Below are 17031 nucleotides of genomic sequence, written 5' to 3'. Positions count from 1 at the left end.
AAATGTTAGCATTTTGTTAGCAAAACCTTTAAAAATCCTTATATATCAAGGGGTTGAGCAGCTATTACATCATGCCGCCCATTCCACCCATGCCGCCCATTCCACCCATGCCGCCCATTCCGCCCATATCAGGCATTCCGGCACCAGCAGGTTCTGGTTTGTCAGCAACAACTGCTTCAGTTGTTAAGAACATAGCAGCAACAGATGCAGCGTTTTGAAGAGCTGAACGTGTTACTTTAGTTGGGTCAACGATACCAGCTTCGATCATGTTTACCCACTCGCCAGTAGCAGCGTTGAAGCCAGTTCCAATTGCTTCACGTTTTAGGCGCTCAACGATTACAGAGCCTTCAAGACCAGCGTTAGCAGCGATTGTGCGAACTGGTTCTTCGATGGCACGAAGAACGATGTTAACACCTGTTGCTTCGTCGCCTTCAGCTTGAATTCCTGCAACTTTGTTGTATACGTTTAGAAGGGCAACGCCACCGCCTGATACAATACCTTCTTCAACTGCAGCACGAGTTGAGTTCAAGGCATCTTCAATACGAAGCTTGCGCTCTTTTAATTCTGTTTCAGTAGCAGCACCAACTTTGATAACGGCTACACCGCCTGCTAATTTAGCAAGACGCTCTTGTAATTTTTCCCGATCAAATTCAGAAGTAGTTTCTTCTAATTGAGCACGGATTTGGTTTACACGGCCTCCGATTGCAGCTGTATCTCCAGCACCCTCAACGATTGTAGTGTTTTCTTTCGTTACCACAACTTTACCAGCGCGGCCTAAAGAAGCGATTGTAGCTGATTTAAGATCACGGCCAAGTTCTTCTGTGATTACTTCTGCACCAGTTAGAGCAGCGATATCTTCAAGCATTGCTTTACGACGATCACCAAATCCAGGAGCTTTAACAGCTACAGCATTGAATGTTCCGCGAAGTTTGTTTACTACTAAAGTAGCAAGTGCTTCACCTTCAACATCTTCAGCAATCATTAATAATGGTTTGCCTTGTTGTACGACTTGCTCAAGAACAGGTAGGATTTCTTGAATGCTGGCAATTTTCTTGTCAGTAATTAAGATATATGGATTATCTAAAACAGCTTCCATTTTATCAGTATTGGTAACCATGTATGGAGAAGCATAGCCACGGTCAAATTGCATACCTTCAACTACATCCAATTCAGTTGTGAAGCCTTTAGATTCTTCAATGGTGATAACACCATCGTTACCAACGCGCTCCATAGCTTCAGCAATCAATTGCCCTACTTCTTCATCACCAGAAGATATAGCAGCTACTTGAGCGATAGATGCTTTGTTTTCAATTGGTTTAGAAATAGCTTTTAATTCCTCAATTGCTGTTCCAACAGCCTTTTCAATACCTTTACGGATACCCATTGGGTTAGCGCCCGCTGTAACGTTCTTTAAGCCTTCACGAATGATTGCTTGAGCAAGAACAGTTGCTGTTGTTGTACCGTCACCGGCAACATCATTTGTTTTGCTGGCTACTTCAGCGACAAGCTTAGCACCCATGTTTTCGAATGCATCTTCTAATTCAATTTCTTTTGCAATTGTTACACCGTCATTTGTAATAAGCGGTGAACCAAACTTTTTCTCAAGTACCACGTTACGTCCTTTTGGTCCAAGAGTTACTTTAACAGCATTTGCTAACGCATCTACCCCGCGTAACATTGCACGACGAGCGTCTTCACTAAATTTAATATCTTTAGCCATTATATAGAAACCTCCTCGAATTTTTTAATTATGTTTGTTCCGTCAATTACTCTCCAATTACAGCAAGAATATCGTTTTCACGGACGATTAAGTATTCAGTACCTTCATATTTTACTTCAGTACCAGAGTATTTTGAGAAGATAATGCGGTCACCTACAGAAACTTCAAGTGCTACACGCTCACCACTATCAAGAACACGTCCTGTGCCAACGGCAACAACTTTTCCTTCCTGAGGCTTTTCCTTTGCAGTGTCTGGCAATACAATACCGCTTGAAGTTTTTTCTTCTGAAGCAACAAGCTCAATGACAATGCGATCACCTAATGGTCTTAACAAATTAAACAACCTCCTCAAATATTTATGATATTTTCTGTCATTATTAGCACTCCCTTGTCTTGAGTGCTAACACAATTATTATAATAAATAATCTAATTATTTTTTGCAAGCGGGAAGCAGAAAAATTTACAAGAAATTGATAATCCCTATTTGCAACCTTAAAAGTATGTAACATCAAATTCTAAATCATACATAATAAATGTTCTCATTTGATACAAACTCAACATTAGGAGTAAAATGGATATTAGTATCTTGAAAAATTTAAAGGAGATTACAACTTGAAACGGGAGTATTGGTTGATCCTAATTATCTATATTGCTATGCAGCTATCCAGCTTTATCGGAGTTCCCCTCATAATGGGTTTACTTCATAAGATGGGAAAGGACCCCGCTCTTGCCATTCCATACTGGCTGATTTTTAGCTTTTCTATCACCCTTATTATCATCCTGTTTATTCTTAGAAAAGAATTCCAAACATCTAACTTTGAACGAAAGGGAAGTTCTATTGGCGGATCCTTGGCATGGGCTATATCCGGAGTATTTATCGCCCTGTTTGCACAATCTGTAGCAGCCAATATTGAACAAATTTTTGGAGTCCCTCTTGGGTCAAATAACACAAAGGAAATACTAAAAATTATTCAAACATTCCCATTAGCGGTTCTAGTAAGTTCAATCATTGGACCAATTTTAGAAGAGATTGTTTTTCGAAAAATTATTTTCGGGGGACTTTACGGACGTTTTAACTTCTTTATTTCCGCTCTTATCAGTTCAGTCATTTTTGCTTTGGCCCATCAAGAGCCGCAGCATATCCTTTTGTATTCGTCCATGGGATTTACCTTTGCCTTTTTGTACGTGAAAACAAAGCATATTATTGTACCGATGTTTGCTCACATAGCAATGAATACCTTTGTCGTATTAATCCAGTTCGTTTATAAAGGGGATATCGATAAACTTAGCAAAACTGTACATGGGATTCAAAACTTTATCGGAGGATTCTTATGAGAACGTCACCTTTGTTTTCCGGCATCATCTATCTATTTCTCGGGCTGTTATTTATTTACTTTGCGATCCAAAATGTACAAGAAAGCGGCTGGGGGATTTTCACTATCTTACTTGTTGTCCTTGCAACGTTTGATTGCGGTTCAGGCTTAAAGATGATTCTTTCATCGGTATTTTTTAAGAAAAAAGGTTGAATAAAGGCCGTTTCACTATCTCGTGAAACAGCCTTTTCATTTTTTATTGTAATTTAGTCTTTATTTTTACTGTGGAGTCTTTATCCTGGTTAAAGCTGTCAGTGTACTCTACCTGTCCAATCGTGCAGCCGGGACCTATCTCTACCTTATTCCCTCTAACAATTTGAGCTTCTGTGTTTTCAAGATAAATATGATCGCCTTCAATCACCTTAGCTGCGAGATGCCCTTCATCTTTGATAAACGGAATCAATAACGATTTTCTTTTTACGATAATTTTTCCGCCGCCAATTTCTTCAGCTGTACTATGACTGTGTCTCAGCCTGACATGAATGGTATCGGCACTTAGCAATCCTTTGATTTCAAAGCTGCCAACCGAGCTAAATGAATCAAACTCGACATCGCCATCTGCCGATAGACTACCCTTAATATCCGCTTTTTTCCCATTTAGGCATGTGCCTGCATCCATCATTCCACGGATTTTTAAGTCATTTATTTTGGACTTCCCTTTAATCGACATCGTTCCCATGACAAGGCATTTCCTTGAAGACAAACTTCCTTGAATTTCTGCTTCACCGAAGACTCGCATCGAATCAGCCTTTACATTTGCAGCCATCTCGCTTGTTCCATATGTTTTAAAAACGGAACCCTCGATATCATTTACAATCGTCCCCTCTCCTCGAATGACGATTTTATCGTAACGGCCTCCAGAATAACTTCCTGATCCATTAATAACCAGATTTTGTGTATTCGCCATCAATAATCCCCACCCTTTACAGCCTCATTGACAACCGCTTTTTTATGTTTAGTTAAACTGCCAGTATATTCAACCAAGCCAATATTGCAATTAGGGCCAATGGTAATATGGTTGCCGCGAACAATTTTTGCATTGGTATTTTCAATTTCAATATGGTCTCCTTCGATTAAACGAACATCCAACGAGTTTTGAAAAAAAGACTTAAATAAATTACCCATTAACGATGTTTTCTGTTTAATCATGATCGTTTGCCCGCCAATCTCTTCTGCCTTACATTCCCCATATATTCGTACATCTACCTCATCAGCATTCAATAAACCGCCAATAGAAAAATGACATTCCGCTTTGAAAATTTCTGCTTCACAATCTTCGCCAACAGTCAGCCTACCCCTTACTTTTATTTCTTCGCTTTTTAAAGAACCGCCAACGGTGGCACTCCCAGAAATTTTCACCTTTTTGACAACCGCGTTTTTTTCAATTTTCCCTCTGCCTTCAATACTTAAAATTTCGCCCTCAATATTCCCGGCAACTTTTCCATTTCCACTTATTCTTGCCGATCTAGCGTTTAGATTTCCATTAACTAACCCATTTCCATGGCATTCAAAATCGACACAGGCAACATCAGTGTTAACTGTCCCCTTTCCATTCAAAACGACCCGATTGAACTCTCCGCCATTTGATGCCCCAAAACCATTTATCGTTAAATCGCCCCTATTTTTCGTTTCCATTCTTTTCACCTCTACCCTAGTTTCGTTTTTATTTCCTCCAGAAGCTGGAGCAATGGAACTCGCGCAATCACCTTCGTGCCTTTTTCAACGTGAAAGTCTTCTGCGTTAATGAGTAATAGACAACTAGAAACTCCCAGCTTACGAGTCATGACTATTTCACAACTTTTTTGTTTAATGACTTCTTCATTATCTTTTAAGACATGAAAGATCATTTTACCTTCTTCAAGATTGATATCACCGGATTGCAGTAATTTTTCGAGAATATACACCTCTACGACTCGTGATAAATCAAATTGGCTGCCACGCAGATCATTCTCCAGGTAAAACTGAAGTACAGTTTCCGAAACAATGTTACGTTTTATTAATTCATCTATATTTAAATTTAAATCAGATATGTTTGGAGAAAACATCTCCGCTAGTTCATCTAAGGACAGATTTTCTTTCATCTCTTGAATTTTGCTAATTCTGTCTAGAATCTTTTCTTTTGGAAAAAATGTTTCCTGTTCGGTAAAGGTCGATTTCCTAACAAACCATTCTTCTGGAATTAAATCTTTCCGTTTCCACCGATACAACTGTCCATAGGAGATTCCGGTCAACTCTAACAAATCTTTTTTGGAAATTAACTCTTCACTCATTTTAGAAAACCCCCTTCTGTTATTAATGTAACATAACACTGTTACGTTGTAAACTTGGTTTGTTTTGTTCACAGAATGAACATTGGCTCTATATTACCTTTTCTTTGATTTTGTATCTGTAAGGGCACATAGAAGCTCTCTATGTTACTTTGCACCCTGTTTCTTCTCCTGTACGGGTACATTGAATCCGAATTTATTAAAAAAGACCCATTTACGAATGTAAACAGGTCTCTTCATTTACTATTTAGATTTCTTCTTCCAGTTCAACTTCTTTTTCGGCTTCATCTTCCACTACAGTGTCATTGGAATAATGCTTTAAGAAATATACAAGTGACTGAAGCTCCACAGCCAAATCAATGTGATGTACCCTTATTGATGAAGGGACATTTAATCTTGCTGGCGTAAAGTTTAAAATACCTTTAACATTTGCCCTTACCAAACTGTCAGTAATTGGTTGTGCTACAGGGGCAGGCACTGTTAAAATCGCAACCGAAATATTCTCCTCTAGTAAGCGTTTCTCGATGTCATCCATATGGAAAACGGTAACATCCCCTATTTTGGTTCCAACCTTTTCAGGAGCTACATCAAACGCACAGTCAATTTTGGTATTATTATTTTTCATAAAATTATAATTAAGGAATGCTGTACCTAAGTTACCGACCCCAATGAGGGCGACTCTTGTTAATTCATCCTGGTCCAGTGTTTTTCTAAAAAAGGATAACAAGTAGTTTACATTGTAGCCGTAACCTTTCTTTCCTAAAGCTCCAAAATAAGAAAAGTCTCTGCGGATTGTTGCAGAATCCACTTTTACTGCTTCACTCAATTCTGCTGACGAAACCCTCTGCTTGCCAGAAGAATGCAGGGCATTTAAAAAACGATAATATAAGGGCAGCCGTTTTGCTGTTGCCTGTGGTATTTTTACAGTATCATTACTCATACGTCTTCCTCACCTCACTTGAACTCATTAAACTTGTTGGGTTCTCTTGAAGTCCCCACTTTTTCCGCCTGTTTTTTCTATCAAGTATGTTGGTCCAATTACCATCCCTTTGTCAACGGCTTTACACATATCATATACGGTCAATGCACAAACGGAGGCAGCTGTTAGCGCTTCCATTTCCACTCCCGTACTCCCTTTTGTTTTAACCGATGTAGCAATCAATAAGGTGTATTGTTCTTTATCAGTTTTTTCCCAAGTAAATGAAACATTGATCCCTTGTAGTGGAATGGGGTGACACATTGGAATAATATCCCACGTCTTCTTTGCTGCCATAACCGCTGCAACTTGGGCAACAGCTAATACATCACCCTTTTTTATTTCGTTATTTGTTATCTTTTCGAATATTTCTTTGTTAACAGTTATACTTGAATGAGCAAGGGCAGTCCTTATGGTTTCTAATTTCTCACTTACATCCACCATCTTTGCTCTGCCTTCATCATTGAAATGTGTAAAATCCGCCATAAATATAGTCCTCCCTGTAAATAATACACTATTTTATCATTTATGTCTGTGAAACTTTGAACGATTATCTATAAAAATAGTTCCGGAGCCTTATTTACATCTATATATATCGGGTTTATTGCCGACTTATCAGGAATACGGTAAACTATTTCTAGTATTGAGGTGAAAAAATATGATTTTATTACAAGTGAATCAACTCTCAAAGTATTATGGTGCTGATCTTATTTTATCGAATATAAAGCTTGAATTACAATCCCGTGATCGTGTTGCCCTTGTTGGACGGAATGGTGCTGGGAAATCGACCTTGCTGAAGATTATTGCCGGTCACCTCTCGTTCGATGATGGTGAAATTATCAAACCAAAAGAAGTAAACATTGGCTACTTGGCCCAAAACACCGGTTTAGAATCCAGCTTATCAATTTGGGATGAAATGCTGACTGTATTTGAGCATGTTCAGAATATGGAAAAGTCCTTGAGGAAATTAGAAACGGAAATGGCGGATCCTGCTGTTTATAACAATCAAAGCAAATATGAAAGTATTCTTAAAGAATACGATCAATTGCAGATAAAGTTTAAAGAACAAGGCGGCTATCAATATGAAGCCGATATTCGTTCGGTCTTGCACGGTTTAAACTTTCATGATCAATCTTCCCTGATTGCCAGCATGAGCGGAGGGCAAAAAACACGCCTTGCCCTTGGAAAGCTATTACTGACAAAGCCTGATATCTTAATCTTAGACGAGCCTACCAACCATTTAGACATTGACACCCTTTCTTGGCTTGAGCAATACCTTCAAGGTTATGACGGTGCCATTTTAATTGTCTCACATGACCGCTACTTTCTCGATAAGGTGGTAACTCAAGTTTCTGAGGTATCCCGCCATCAGATTAGGAAATACACTGGCAATTACAGTTCTTATTTGGATCAAAAAGCAGTAAATTATGAACGTGAAATGAAGCTTTATGAAAAACAGCAGCAGGAAATCTCTGACCTGCAAGATTTTATCCAACGAAATTTAGCTCGGGCCTCTACAACCAAAAGAGCACAGAGCCGCCGAAAACAGCTTGAAAAAATTGATCGTATGGATAGACCTCTTGGCGATGAGAAGTCTGCCTACTTCTCTTTTGAAATTGAAAAACAAAGTGGAAATGATGTACTGAAGGTAGATTCTCTTTCTGTTGGGTATAACGATAAAAAAGTTTCTGAGGGGATTTCGTTTCGTATTTCCCGAGGAGATAGCATTGCACTTGTGGGGCCAAATGGTATTGGTAAATCCACGCTGCTTAAAACAATCATTAAAAAGCAGCCAGCACTTCGCGGCACTTTTTCATACGGGTCAAACCTTTCAATTGGATACTATGACCAGGAACAGGCTGAATTAACTTCTAACAAACGGGTATTAAACGAGCTTTGGGATGACTATCCACTTAAACCAGAAAAAGAAATCCGAACTACTCTTGGGAACTTTTTATTTTCCGGTGATGATGTCCTCAAAATTGTTTCTACCTTAAGCGGCGGCGAGAAAGCACGGCTGGCACTAGCAAAATTAATGTTAGAAAAGGCTAATTTGTTAATTCTGGATGAGCCGACCAACCACCTTGATCTCGACAGCAAGGAAGTTCTTGAAAATGCCTTAATCGACTATCCTGGAACTATTTTGTTTGTTTCACATGATCGCTATTTTATCAATCGAATCGCTACTAAGATCTTAGAATTAAGCAGTGAGGGCAGTACAGAGTATCTTGGCGACTATGATTATTACGTTGAAAAGAAAACGGAAATGGAAGAGCTGGAGCAGCTTGAAAAATTAACATCCAAAACAGTCGTCCCTCAGGAATCGCAAGATAAAACCAGTTATCAACAAGACAAAGAAGTCAAAAAACAAGAAAGACAGAAAAAGCGGAAGTTAGAAGAGCTTGAATTAAAGATTGAAGAACTTGAAGAATTGATTGGCAGCTATGAACAGCAGCTCTGTGATCCTGATATTTTTCAGAATCACGAAAAAGTACTAGAAATTACGCAAAAAAATGACAAGGCCAAGTCGGATCTCGAGCAGCTAATGGATGAATGGGCTGCATTGGCAGAATGACTATAAAGGGGTGGGAATTTTTCCCACCCATTTTTCCACAAACTTATTCACAATTAAAAGGCTAACATTTAAACCTTCCAAAAGGTTTTCCACAATATCCACAGAAGTTATCCCACTTATCCACATCATCCACTGAATAACTCCAAGTTATTAACAATTTTTAATTCTTTCAGTGAATTTTTTAAAAAGTTATCCACAAAAAAGAACCAACTCCACTTTCGGTTACTATATAAAGCATAAGGTCAATTTTTCCATGCCATATATAGTATCGAATTGGAATGGTTCTTCAGATGTCATTAGTCGTTATATTTTTCAATTTCAAGCCCTGGATTCGCATTTAAGGTTAATTCAGCACGTTTTCCTTTTTCAAACATGACACTTCCGGCAGCAGCAATCATAGCAGCATTGTCTGTACAGAAAGATAACGGCGGAATAACCAATTCAATATCCTCTTTATTAGCAAAAGCCTCGCTTAATGCTGCTCGCAGTCCTTTATTTGCAGCAACGCCGCCAGCTAACAATATTTGCTTTACCCCATATTCAGCCACAGCTCTTTCTGCTTTTTTCACAAGCACCTCGACCACACTTGCTTGAAAGCTCGCTGCTAAATCTTCAGGTATTATCGTTTCGCCGCGTTGTTCGGCGTTATGAACCGTATTAATCACGGCTGATTTTAAACCACTAAAGCTAAAGTCATAGGAATCTTCCTCAAGCCACGCACGCGGAAGGTCAATCGTTGCTTTTCCTTCTTGTGCCAACCGATCAATTTGCGGGCCGCCAGGATAGGTTAAATTCAAGGTCCTGGCCACTTTATCATAGGCCTCACCGGCAGCGTCGTCTCTTGTTTCCCCAATTACTTCAAAGTGCCCATGCTCCTTCATATAAACCAGTTCAGTATGTCCGCCTGAAACGACAAGGGCAATAAGTGGAAACTTCATTTCCGCTACTAAACGATTGGCATAAATATGCCCGGCAATATGATGAACAGGAACAAGGGGAAGACCATGAGCAAAAGCTAGTGCTTTTGCCGCATTCACTCCGATTAACAAAGCCCCCACCAGCCCAGGTCCTTCTGTTACAGCTATCGCATCAAGATCAGAAAAGTCAAGACCCGCTTGATTCATCGCTTCCTCTAATACAATTGTAATTTGCTCGACATGGTGACGGGAGGCGATTTCAGGTACAACTCCACCAAAGCGTTTATGGCTCTCAATCTGAGAAGCCACAACATTAGCTGCTATCTCTCTTCCGTTTTTTATAATCGCTACGGCAGTCTCATCACAGCTGGACTCGACTCCCATCACCCATTGGTCTTTTTTCATAATTTCACCCACATTACTAGTGCATCTTCCTGATTATCAGTATAATAATTTTTACGTAAGCCGCCCTTTTGAAAACCAAACTTGCGATACAAGGCTTGGGCAACATAATTTGTAACCCGAACTTCAAGCGTCATGCTTTTTGCCCCCATCGTTTTAGCTACATCAAATAGGTTTTGCATTAATGCTTCACCAAATTTTCTTCCTCTATATTCTGGAAGGATTGCAATATTGGTTACATGTGCCTCATCAATAACCACCCACACGCCACAATATCCTACGACCTTTTGATCTACTTCAAGTACGATATAAACCGCAAATTTATTCATGTTAAGCTCATTATAGAAGGCCTCTCGGCTCCATGGCGTTGCAAAGGACGCATGCTCAATTTCTAAAACCTGATCAATATCCTCTTCCCTCATAAACCGAAAAACGATTGATTCATCCATTCTCTCTATTCCTATCCCTATTTATTTTTGACCCCTGGCCTCTAACCACTTTGCTTCCGCTTCTGCCAACCTAATATAATTGGGAACAAACGAGTGAATGTCCTCAGCAGGTTTATCTTTTCCCAATAATGCAAGCTCAGAAGGCCGTGGATTATTTTCTGTTACTTCCGCAAAAATCGCTTGGTCCCCAAGAATTTCTTCAATCGTCGGGCGATGAATGTTTAAATCATTTCCTATAAAAAGAATCTGCTTTTCCGTAGGCTTTAGTTTTTCTGCCCATTCTGCCATCATGACCAATGCATCGTTTTGAACAGTTACAAGTTCATTATTTTGAAACCGATATAGGCCAGAATAAACTTGTCCTCTACGTGCATCAAATATTGGTGCAACGGCTCCATTAAAATAACGGCCTGCTCCTGCAGCAAGAATTTCAAGACTAGAAATACCGACTAGCGGCAGATGTAACGACCAAGCCAACGTTTTGGCAATCGTGACCCCAATGCGTACACCTGTATAAGAGCCAGGCCCTTGTGCAACAACGATTTTGGTTAAATCTCTAGGGCTCCGTTCACAGTCCTTCATTAACAGTTGAATCGCAGGCATAATTCGAACCGAATGGTTTTTTTTCAAATTCGTTATATACTCGCCAATGACTTTATCTTCATCATAAAGCGCCACCCCTAATGCTTGATTAGATGTGTCGATCGCTAAAACAGTCATGAGATAATCTCCTTACATAATTGCTCATATCTTTTTCCGAGAGGCTTTAATACAATTTTTCGATTATCATTGTCCTCATGGTAAAGATAGATCGTTAATCGCTCTTTAGGCAGCTGGTCTTCAATTAAATGAGCCCATTCCACTACCGTTACGCCGTCACCTTCAAAGTATTCATCAAACCCCAAATCCTCGAAGGCATTTTCAACCCGGTAAACATCCATATGATACAGCGGGAGTCTGCCATGGTATTCTTTTATAATTGTAAATGTTGGGCTGTTAACCGTTCTTTTAATTTCAAGCCCCTTTGCAAGCCCTTTTGTAAAGGTCGTTTTACCAGCACCGAGATCCCCTTCAAGGGCAATGACATCTCCCGGGCTAAGTTGGGACGCTAATCTTTCAGCAAATTGCGCTGTCTGCTCGGCATTATTTGTTTGGATTGTATATTGATTCATTTGATCACCTTTTAATTATAACCTATCCGCATTTATTTCAAAATTGAGGTTTTTTTAAACGTACAAAAAAACCCTTGGTCAAATACCTAAGGATTCTGTTCATAACTGTAGTTTACATGATTTTTGGCTTATGAGCAAAAACACTTTGCACAAAACGCATTATTTTTGGTCGTGGACTTTAATGAAGTGCCGTGATCAATTTTCAATTATAAAGTTTCTTCAATAATACCTTAAGGAGAGGAATCACTTCCCCTCAACACTAATCTTTGAATTTGCAACAGCGGCCTCATCTGCAATGATAGTAACATGAGGATGGCATTTTAACACCGATGCTGGTAATCTATCACCTCAATAATTTCCATTAGTTTTCCTCCTTTTGAAAGGCAACTTGTCCTCGGCAGAATGTCATAAAAACTTCCAAATTCTCATCAAGAATTACGATATCAGCATCTTTTCCATTTGAGATGCTGCCTTTACGATCATAGATATTCAGCTGTTTGGCTGGGTTCACAGAGGCCATTTGAATAGCATCTTCCAAAGAACAGCCTGTAAAGGTTACAATATTTTTTACTGCCTGTCCCAATTTCAAAATGCTTCCAGCAAGGGTTCCGTCACTAAGAAACGCTTTTCCATCTTCAACAGTTACATCCTGATTTCCCAAATCATAATGACCATTTTTTAAACATTTTGCCCGCATAGAGTCCGTTATTAAAATTAATCCGTCTCTTTGTTTTAGTTTATATGCAAGCTCAACCATTTCCGGTCTTACATGGATGCCATCAACAATCATTTCTGCCATCAGCTCACTGCGCAACAATGCTGCCCCTGCTGCTCCCGGCTCACGATGATGCAGCCCTCTCATCTGATTATACAGATGGGTTACATGGCTTGCACCGACTTCGATTGCTTCGTTTACCTCTTCAAATGTGGCATCAGTATGACCAATGGATGCAATAATTCCACGCTCTTTTAAATAGCTGATCATTTCTAGTCCACAGGGCCGTTCAGGTGCAAGCGTGATTAACCTAATAGTATTTTTTGAGAGATCCTCCCATCTTTTCAGAAGGTCAAGATTCGGATCAATAATATATTGACCAGGTTGAGCTCCAGCTCTTTTTGCATTTACAAATGGGCCTTCAAGATGAATCCCCAGTATTTCTGTTTTGCCCGGAGATTGTTCTATTTGAATATAATCCCCTACATTCCTTAATGCTTTTTCAATTTGCGTTATCTCTTGGGTCATGGTCGTTGCTAAAAAGCTAGTTGTTCCTTCTTTTGGAAGAGCCGTTACCATTGTCTCGAGTGCTTCTTTTGTAGCATCCATCGTATCTGCGCCACTAACACCATGAATATGAACATCAATGAAGCCGGGAACCGCCTTACATTTCGGTGAAAGTTCTACGATGGCAAAATCATCTTCATTAACGAGTTCGTTTAAAGATCCATGTTCTATTATTTTTTGGTTTTTAATTTTTATATAACCGTTTTCGATCCTATTACTCTCAGAAAATACTTGAACATTCTTTAACAATAGATTATTTACTTTTTGGATCACTGCTATCACCCTTTCTGATTCAACATTTCTTATCATCCATTCTTTATTGTTCAATTGGTTTAGGAGTCTATATATTTTCAGAAGAAATTAGGGGGAGATTTTTTCAAACAATTGCCGACTTACTTTTCGGAGGGAAATTGGAAAGAAAAAACTATTTCGGAAGTGTACAAATATTCTGCAAGATTGCATTTTTTCAACGCAATCCCGCAGGTATGTTCACCTTAAGCTGGATATTTCCAAAGATCAAACTTTATAACATTTTCTCAATTACTGACTTGGCAGTACTTTCTTTATTGAGGGTAGATTCTTTTTGTGTTCTTCTAAAGTACTCGGCATAAAGAATATCCAGCAGGTACAGTTGGGATATCTTTGCAGAAAGGCTACCCCCCTGAAGCGGACCTTCGTTTGAACCGCACAATAAAGTAATATCGGAATAACTTGTGAGTGGGGATTTTGCAAACCTTGTAATACAAATAAGCTTTGCTCCATTTTCTTTTGCCAACTTTGCCACATCAATGGTATCTTTCGTTGATCCTGAATAAGAAATAAGAATCGCAACATCTTCTTCCGTCAATAAAGCTGCTGTCATAATCTGAAGGTGAGAATCAAAGGAACACTCTGTTTTATTGGTGATCCGCATAAACTTATTCTTCGCTTCCATTGCCGTCATAAGCGACGCACCAACACCAAAAAAGTGAATTCTTTTCGCTTTGACCATTACATCAATTGCTTTTGAGATTTCATTTTCATTAATTAAGTTAAACGTTTCTGTGAGTGCATTTACGTTTGTTGTTAGGATCTTCGACGATAAATCACCAATCGTATCTTGTTTGGTGATCTCACTTGAAAGGACTGGAGCATCTTCATCAAGTGACTGGCTATGAGCCAAAGCAATTTTAAATTCCTGGTAACCCTTTAGGTCCATGGTTTTACAAAATCGGAACACGCTTGACTCGCCAACATTACAAGCATCAGCCAAGTCAGTAATCGACATATAGATCACACCTACTATATTTTCTAGAATGTAATCCGCAATTTTTTTTTCTGTATTTGTAAACGAATTATAGCTTGCACGGATGAGTGATAAAATATCTACCTTCGCCATTTTGCACCTGCTTCTTTTAATCCTTGGTTAAATAAAGGGATACAGCGCCGAGAATCCCAGCTTTATTTCCTAATGAAGCTTTAAGTATTTCTACATTAGAAAAGCTTTTCATCGTTAATGTTTTAACTTGGTGTGAAACCATTTCAACGAGGCCCTCCTGCTCCATTATACCACCACCGATTATCATTGCCGGCGGATTGAATACATGAATGAGTGACACTAAACCTAATGAGATTTCGGTGATCCAATCTTTAATTAAGCTTTCGAAACGCTGGTCGCCCTGCTGCACTCTCTTAAAAATTTCCCTGCCATTTAGGCATTGTTGATCAATTTCCAGTGCATTTTTCACCAATGCGGTTGTAGAGGCATATGTTTCATAGCAGCCAAAGTTTCCACAATTACATGGACGACCAAAAGGATGAGTAATGATGTGTCCAAATTCCGCTGCAATGCCATTAGACCCTTTATATATGGTTGAAGCGATCATAATAGCCCCACCAACCCCGGTCCCATAGGTTAAACAAAGAAAGTCATCGAACCTTTTTCCGGCTCCAAAATACTTCTCACCTAAAGCCGCCGCATTCACGTCATTTTCAACCTTCACAGGAACCTTAAATCTATCTTCCAAAATCTCCTTAAGTCTTGTACCTGTGTAGCCAGGAATATTCTCATTCGCATAAATAATGGTCCCCGTACTACAGTCTACCTGACCGGCAGTACTTATTCCAATAGCATCGAAGCTTCCATAACTGGTAATTATCTGAATTAGTTTTTCAACTAAATACTTTCCGCCTTTTTTACTTTCTGTATCATATTCTTTGAAGTTTTCAATATTTCCTTCAAGATCCGAAACGCAAACCTTAATTGATGTTCCACCAATATCGGCTGCTAAAATTTTCACTTTCTTCACCCCACCCAAAAGTATACCTTAAAAAGCCAGTTTCATGAATCTCCCAATGAAAATTTATTGCTTAATTGCCTGCATGAATCTCTTTGTAATCTCAAAAGGCCTCGTAATGGCGGAGCCAACAACTGCAGCATGAACTCCTAAATCAAAGACACTTCTTAATTCCTCCGGAGTTGAAATTCCACCTTCGGCAATAATTGGGACAGGAAAATCTTTGACCAATCTTTCAATTAATTCAAGATCAGGTAATTTTTTACCTTTTGTATAGGGGGTATAGCCGGATAAAGTAGTCCCTAAGCAATCAAATCCTAACCGATAAGCCTCTCTTGCTTCTTCGTAGGTGGAGCAATCAGCCATAAAGATTTGATCTTCGTATTTTTCTCGAATCATTGGGAATAGAGTACTGATCGTTGTTCCATCGGGTCTGATCCGATTTGTTGCATCAAGGGCGATTATATCAACGCCCTCATTGTACAGAAGGTCAATTTCTTTCATTGTAGGCGTGATAAATACCTCTGAACCTTCACTTACACTTTTAATAATTCCAATAATCGGTAAGTCTACGGCCTTTTTTATTTCCTTTATATCTTCAACAGTATTAGCCCGAATTCCACTCGCACCGCCCTGCATTGCTGCATAAGCCATCCTGCTCATAATAAAGGAACTATGCAGCGGCTCCTCAGGTAGGGCCTGGCAAGAAACGATCAGCTTTCCTTTTATTTTATTAAACATTTCTTTATTCCTCATCTGTAACATCTCCAGTTATTATTTATCCTTTTTCTGCACCGATTGCCAATCCCTTTGTAAAGTATTTCTGGAAGAAAAGGAAGATTAACAACATCGGAACTGCAGCAACTGTGGCTCCTGCCATCTTATAGGCAAAGTTAGGATTTAAGTCCTGCATTAATGAGGCGATCCCCACCATCAACGTTTTGGAGGATGCATCCTGACCGACAATCAGCTGCCAGAGATAATCATTCCAAACCTGAACAAAGTTAAGAATAAATAATGCTCCAATACCTGGTTTTACAATTGGCATGATGATTTTATAAAAAATATAAAATTCTCCCGCTCCGTCGATCTTTGCTGCTTCTCTTAGCGAATCCGGGATTGAGTCAAAAAATCCTTTAAGTAAAAATACCCCAAATGCTGTGGCAACGTTTGGCCATATCATGCCTTGAAGCGTGTTTACCATGTGGAAGTTTTGAATAATTCTAAATAAAGGTACAATCATAACCTCTTTTGGGATCATCAAACTCGAAATAAAAATGATATAAATGATGTTTTTCCCTTTGAAATTAAGCTTTGAAAATGCATATGCTGCAAGAGAGCTTACAATAATAACAGCAATTGTCGTTACTAGAGATACAACAATACTATTAAATGCCCATCTTATTGCCGGCTGATTTTGAAAGACATCCACATAATTACTAAGCGATATCGTTTTTGGAAACCAATCAGGAGGCATTTTTAACACATCAGAGCTATTCTTAAGTGAACTTGTCAAAAGCCAATAAAGAGGAAATAAGTTTAATATTGCAAAAAAGATAATGATTACATTAGCGACAACATCAATTGTTTCTCTCTTTTTTTTAGGTTTATTTTTCTGCATG

19 protein-coding genes are annotated in these 17031 nt (G+C 39.0%); 3 read left to right on the top strand and 16 right to left on the bottom strand.

The genetic code is table 11. From position 1 onward, the window contains the following. Positions 1-64: 64 nt before the first annotated feature. Both groL and groES read right to left on the bottom strand, forming a co-directional pair. Positions 65-1720 (bottom strand): chaperonin GroEL, encoded by a 1656-nt coding sequence (gene groL / locus RCG17_RS14610; protein ID WP_308170928.1) that lies wholly within the window; start codon positions 1718-1720, stop codon positions 65-67. A 46-nt stretch (positions 1721-1766) separates the two neighbouring features. After that, positions 1767-2054 carry a co-chaperone GroES gene (gene groES / locus RCG17_RS14605; RefSeq protein ID WP_308170927.1) on the bottom strand — a complete coding sequence of 96 codons (288 nt, stop codon included), beginning with the start codon at positions 2052-2054 and terminating at the stop codon, positions 1767-1769. A 278-nt stretch (positions 2055-2332) separates the two neighbouring features. Between groES and RCG17_RS14600 the strand changes: the two genes are divergently transcribed. Together RCG17_RS14600 and RCG17_RS14595 are read left to right on the top strand one after the other, a co-directional pair. Beyond that, a complete protein-coding gene (locus RCG17_RS14600; RefSeq protein WP_308170926.1) occupies positions 2333-3055 on the top strand; it encodes a CPBP family intramembrane glutamic endopeptidase in 723 nt (240 codons plus the stop codon). Next, complete coding sequence (locus RCG17_RS14595) at positions 3052-3246, top strand: YdiK family protein (RefSeq protein WP_308170925.1); 195 nt, start codon at positions 3052-3054, stop codon at positions 3244-3246. Before RCG17_RS14600 ends, RCG17_RS14595 begins: the two co-directional genes overlap by 4 nt. 43 nt (positions 3247-3289) lie before the next feature. On the opposite strand, the gene RCG17_RS14590 is transcribed toward RCG17_RS14595, so the two are convergent. The 5 genes from RCG17_RS14590 to moaC form a co-directional block, all read right to left on the bottom strand. Beyond that, entirely contained in the window at positions 3290-4000 is a 711-nt protein-coding gene (locus tag RCG17_RS14590) for a cytoplasmic protein (protein WP_308170924.1), read from the bottom strand. Next, complete coding sequence (locus RCG17_RS14585; RefSeq protein ID WP_308170923.1) at positions 4000-4728, bottom strand: polymer-forming cytoskeletal protein; 729 nt, start codon at positions 4726-4728, stop codon at positions 4000-4002. Before RCG17_RS14585 ends, RCG17_RS14590 begins: the two co-directional genes overlap by 1 nt. A gap of 11 nt (positions 4729-4739) precedes the next feature. After that, positions 4740-5363, bottom strand: coding sequence for a YhbD family protein (locus tag RCG17_RS14580; RefSeq protein WP_308170922.1), 624 nt, complete (start codon positions 5361-5363; stop codon positions 4740-4742). A gap of 244 nt (positions 5364-5607) precedes the next feature. Continuing rightward, positions 5608-6300, bottom strand: a complete 693-nt coding sequence (locus RCG17_RS14575) for a redox-sensing transcriptional repressor Rex (RefSeq protein WP_308170921.1) — start codon at positions 6298-6300, stop codon at positions 5608-5610. Positions 6301-6327: 27 nt separating this feature from the next. After that, a complete protein-coding gene (gene moaC / locus RCG17_RS14570; protein ID WP_308170920.1) occupies positions 6328-6822 on the bottom strand; it encodes a cyclic pyranopterin monophosphate synthase MoaC in 495 nt (164 codons plus the stop codon). A gap of 172 nt (positions 6823-6994) precedes the next feature. Between moaC and RCG17_RS14565 the strand changes: the two genes are divergently transcribed. Beyond that, entirely contained in the window at positions 6995-8911 is a 1917-nt protein-coding gene (locus RCG17_RS14565; RefSeq protein ID WP_308170919.1) for an ABC-F family ATP-binding cassette domain-containing protein, read from the top strand. A gap of 296 nt (positions 8912-9207) precedes the next feature. Here RCG17_RS14565 and tsaD read toward each other — a convergent pair whose 3' ends face one another. From tsaD to RCG17_RS14520, 9 genes are all read right to left on the bottom strand, one after another. Then, a complete protein-coding gene (gene tsaD / locus RCG17_RS14560; RefSeq protein ID WP_308170918.1) occupies positions 9208-10233 on the bottom strand; it encodes a tRNA (adenosine(37)-N6)-threonylcarbamoyltransferase complex transferase subunit TsaD in 1026 nt (341 codons plus the stop codon). Continuing rightward, complete coding sequence (rimI, locus tag RCG17_RS14555; RefSeq protein ID WP_308170917.1) at positions 10230-10679, bottom strand: ribosomal protein S18-alanine N-acetyltransferase; 450 nt, start codon at positions 10677-10679, stop codon at positions 10230-10232. The genes tsaD and rimI overlap by 4 nt, the downstream gene beginning before the upstream one ends. Positions 10680-10700: 21 nt before the next feature. After that, positions 10701-11399 (bottom strand): tRNA (adenosine(37)-N6)-threonylcarbamoyltransferase complex dimerization subunit type 1 TsaB, encoded by a 699-nt coding sequence (gene tsaB / locus RCG17_RS14550; protein ID WP_308170916.1) that lies wholly within the window; start codon positions 11397-11399, stop codon positions 10701-10703. Continuing rightward, the gene (gene tsaE / locus RCG17_RS14545) at positions 11396-11851 is read right to left on the bottom strand and encodes a tRNA (adenosine(37)-N6)-threonylcarbamoyltransferase complex ATPase subunit type 1 TsaE (RefSeq protein ID WP_308170915.1); all 456 of its coding nucleotides are present in this window, start codon (positions 11849-11851) and stop codon (positions 11396-11398) included. The genes tsaB and tsaE overlap by 4 nt, the downstream gene beginning before the upstream one ends. Before the next feature lie 361 nt (positions 11852-12212). After that, a complete protein-coding gene (gene nagA, locus RCG17_RS14540) occupies positions 12213-13403 on the bottom strand; it encodes an N-acetylglucosamine-6-phosphate deacetylase (protein ID WP_308175849.1) in 1191 nt (396 codons plus the stop codon). Between the two features lie 253 nt (positions 13404-13656). Continuing rightward, positions 13657-14511, bottom strand: coding sequence for a MurR/RpiR family transcriptional regulator (locus tag RCG17_RS14535; RefSeq protein WP_308170914.1), 855 nt, complete (start codon positions 14509-14511; stop codon positions 13657-13659). Between the two features lie 16 nt (positions 14512-14527). After that, positions 14528-15412 carry an ROK family protein gene (locus RCG17_RS14530; protein WP_308170913.1) on the bottom strand — a complete coding sequence of 295 codons (885 nt, stop codon included), beginning with the start codon at positions 15410-15412 and terminating at the stop codon, positions 14528-14530. Positions 15413-15475: 63 nt separating this feature from the next. Then, a complete protein-coding gene (locus RCG17_RS14525; protein WP_308170912.1) occupies positions 15476-16165 on the bottom strand; it encodes an N-acetylmannosamine-6-phosphate 2-epimerase in 690 nt (229 codons plus the stop codon). A gap of 22 nt (positions 16166-16187) precedes the next feature. Further along, positions 16188-17030, bottom strand: a complete 843-nt coding sequence (locus RCG17_RS14520; RefSeq protein WP_308170911.1) for a carbohydrate ABC transporter permease — start codon at positions 17028-17030, stop codon at positions 16188-16190. Position 17031 lies beyond the last annotated feature (1 nt).

Source organism: Neobacillus sp. PS3-12 (genome assembly GCF_030915385.1).
GTDB lineage: Bacteria > Bacillota > Bacilli > Bacillales > Cytobacillaceae > JAEVLT01.
Note: the sequence above shows the minus strand (reverse complement) of the source record. Positions and strands in the feature narration are given on the sequence as shown.

Excerpts from the sequence above, each read along its gene's own strand:
- groL (WP_308170928.1), bottom strand. The coding sequence starts at position 1,720 with ATGGCTAAAGATATTAAATTTAGTGAAGACGCTCGTCGTGCAATGTTA.
- RCG17_RS14595 (WP_308170925.1), top strand. The coding sequence starts at position 3,052 with ATGAGAACGTCACCTTTGTTTTCCGGCATCATCTATCTATTTCTCGGG.
- RCG17_RS14590 (WP_308170924.1), bottom strand. The coding sequence starts at position 4,000 with ATGGCGAATACACAAAATCTGGTTATTAATGGATCAGGAAGTTATTCT.
- RCG17_RS14585 (WP_308170923.1), bottom strand. The coding sequence starts at position 4,728 with ATGGAAACGAAAAATAGGGGCGATTTAACGATAAATGGTTTTGGGGCA.
- RCG17_RS14580 (WP_308170922.1), bottom strand. The coding sequence starts at position 5,363 with ATGAGTGAAGAGTTAATTTCCAAAAAAGATTTGTTAGAGTTGACCGGA.
- RCG17_RS14575 (WP_308170921.1), bottom strand. The coding sequence starts at position 6,300 with ATGAGTAATGATACTGTAAAAATACCACAGGCAACAGCAAAACGGCTG.
- moaC (WP_308170920.1), bottom strand. The coding sequence starts at position 6,822 with ATGGCGGATTTTACACATTTCAATGATGAAGGCAGAGCAAAGATGGTG.
- RCG17_RS14565 (WP_308170919.1), top strand. The coding sequence starts at position 6,995 with ATGATTTTATTACAAGTGAATCAACTCTCAAAGTATTATGGTGCTGAT.
- tsaD (WP_308170918.1), bottom strand. The coding sequence starts at position 10,233 with ATGAAAAAAGACCAATGGGTGATGGGAGTCGAGTCCAGCTGTGATGAG.
- rimI (WP_308170917.1), bottom strand. The coding sequence starts at position 10,679 with ATGGATGAATCAATCGTTTTTCGGTTTATGAGGGAAGAGGATATTGAT.
- tsaB (WP_308170916.1), bottom strand. The coding sequence starts at position 11,399 with ATGACTGTTTTAGCGATCGACACATCTAATCAAGCATTAGGGGTGGCG.
- tsaE (WP_308170915.1), bottom strand. The coding sequence starts at position 11,851 with ATGAATCAATATACAATCCAAACAAATAATGCCGAGCAGACAGCGCAA.
- RCG17_RS14535 (WP_308170914.1), bottom strand. The coding sequence starts at position 14,511 with ATGGCGAAGGTAGATATTTTATCACTCATCCGTGCAAGCTATAATTCG.
- RCG17_RS14525 (WP_308170912.1), bottom strand. The coding sequence starts at position 16,165 with ATGAGGAATAAAGAAATGTTTAATAAAATAAAAGGAAAGCTGATCGTT.
- RCG17_RS14520 (WP_308170911.1), bottom strand. The coding sequence starts at position 17,030 with ATGCAGAAAAATAAACCTAAAAAAAAGAGAGAAACAATTGATGTTGTC.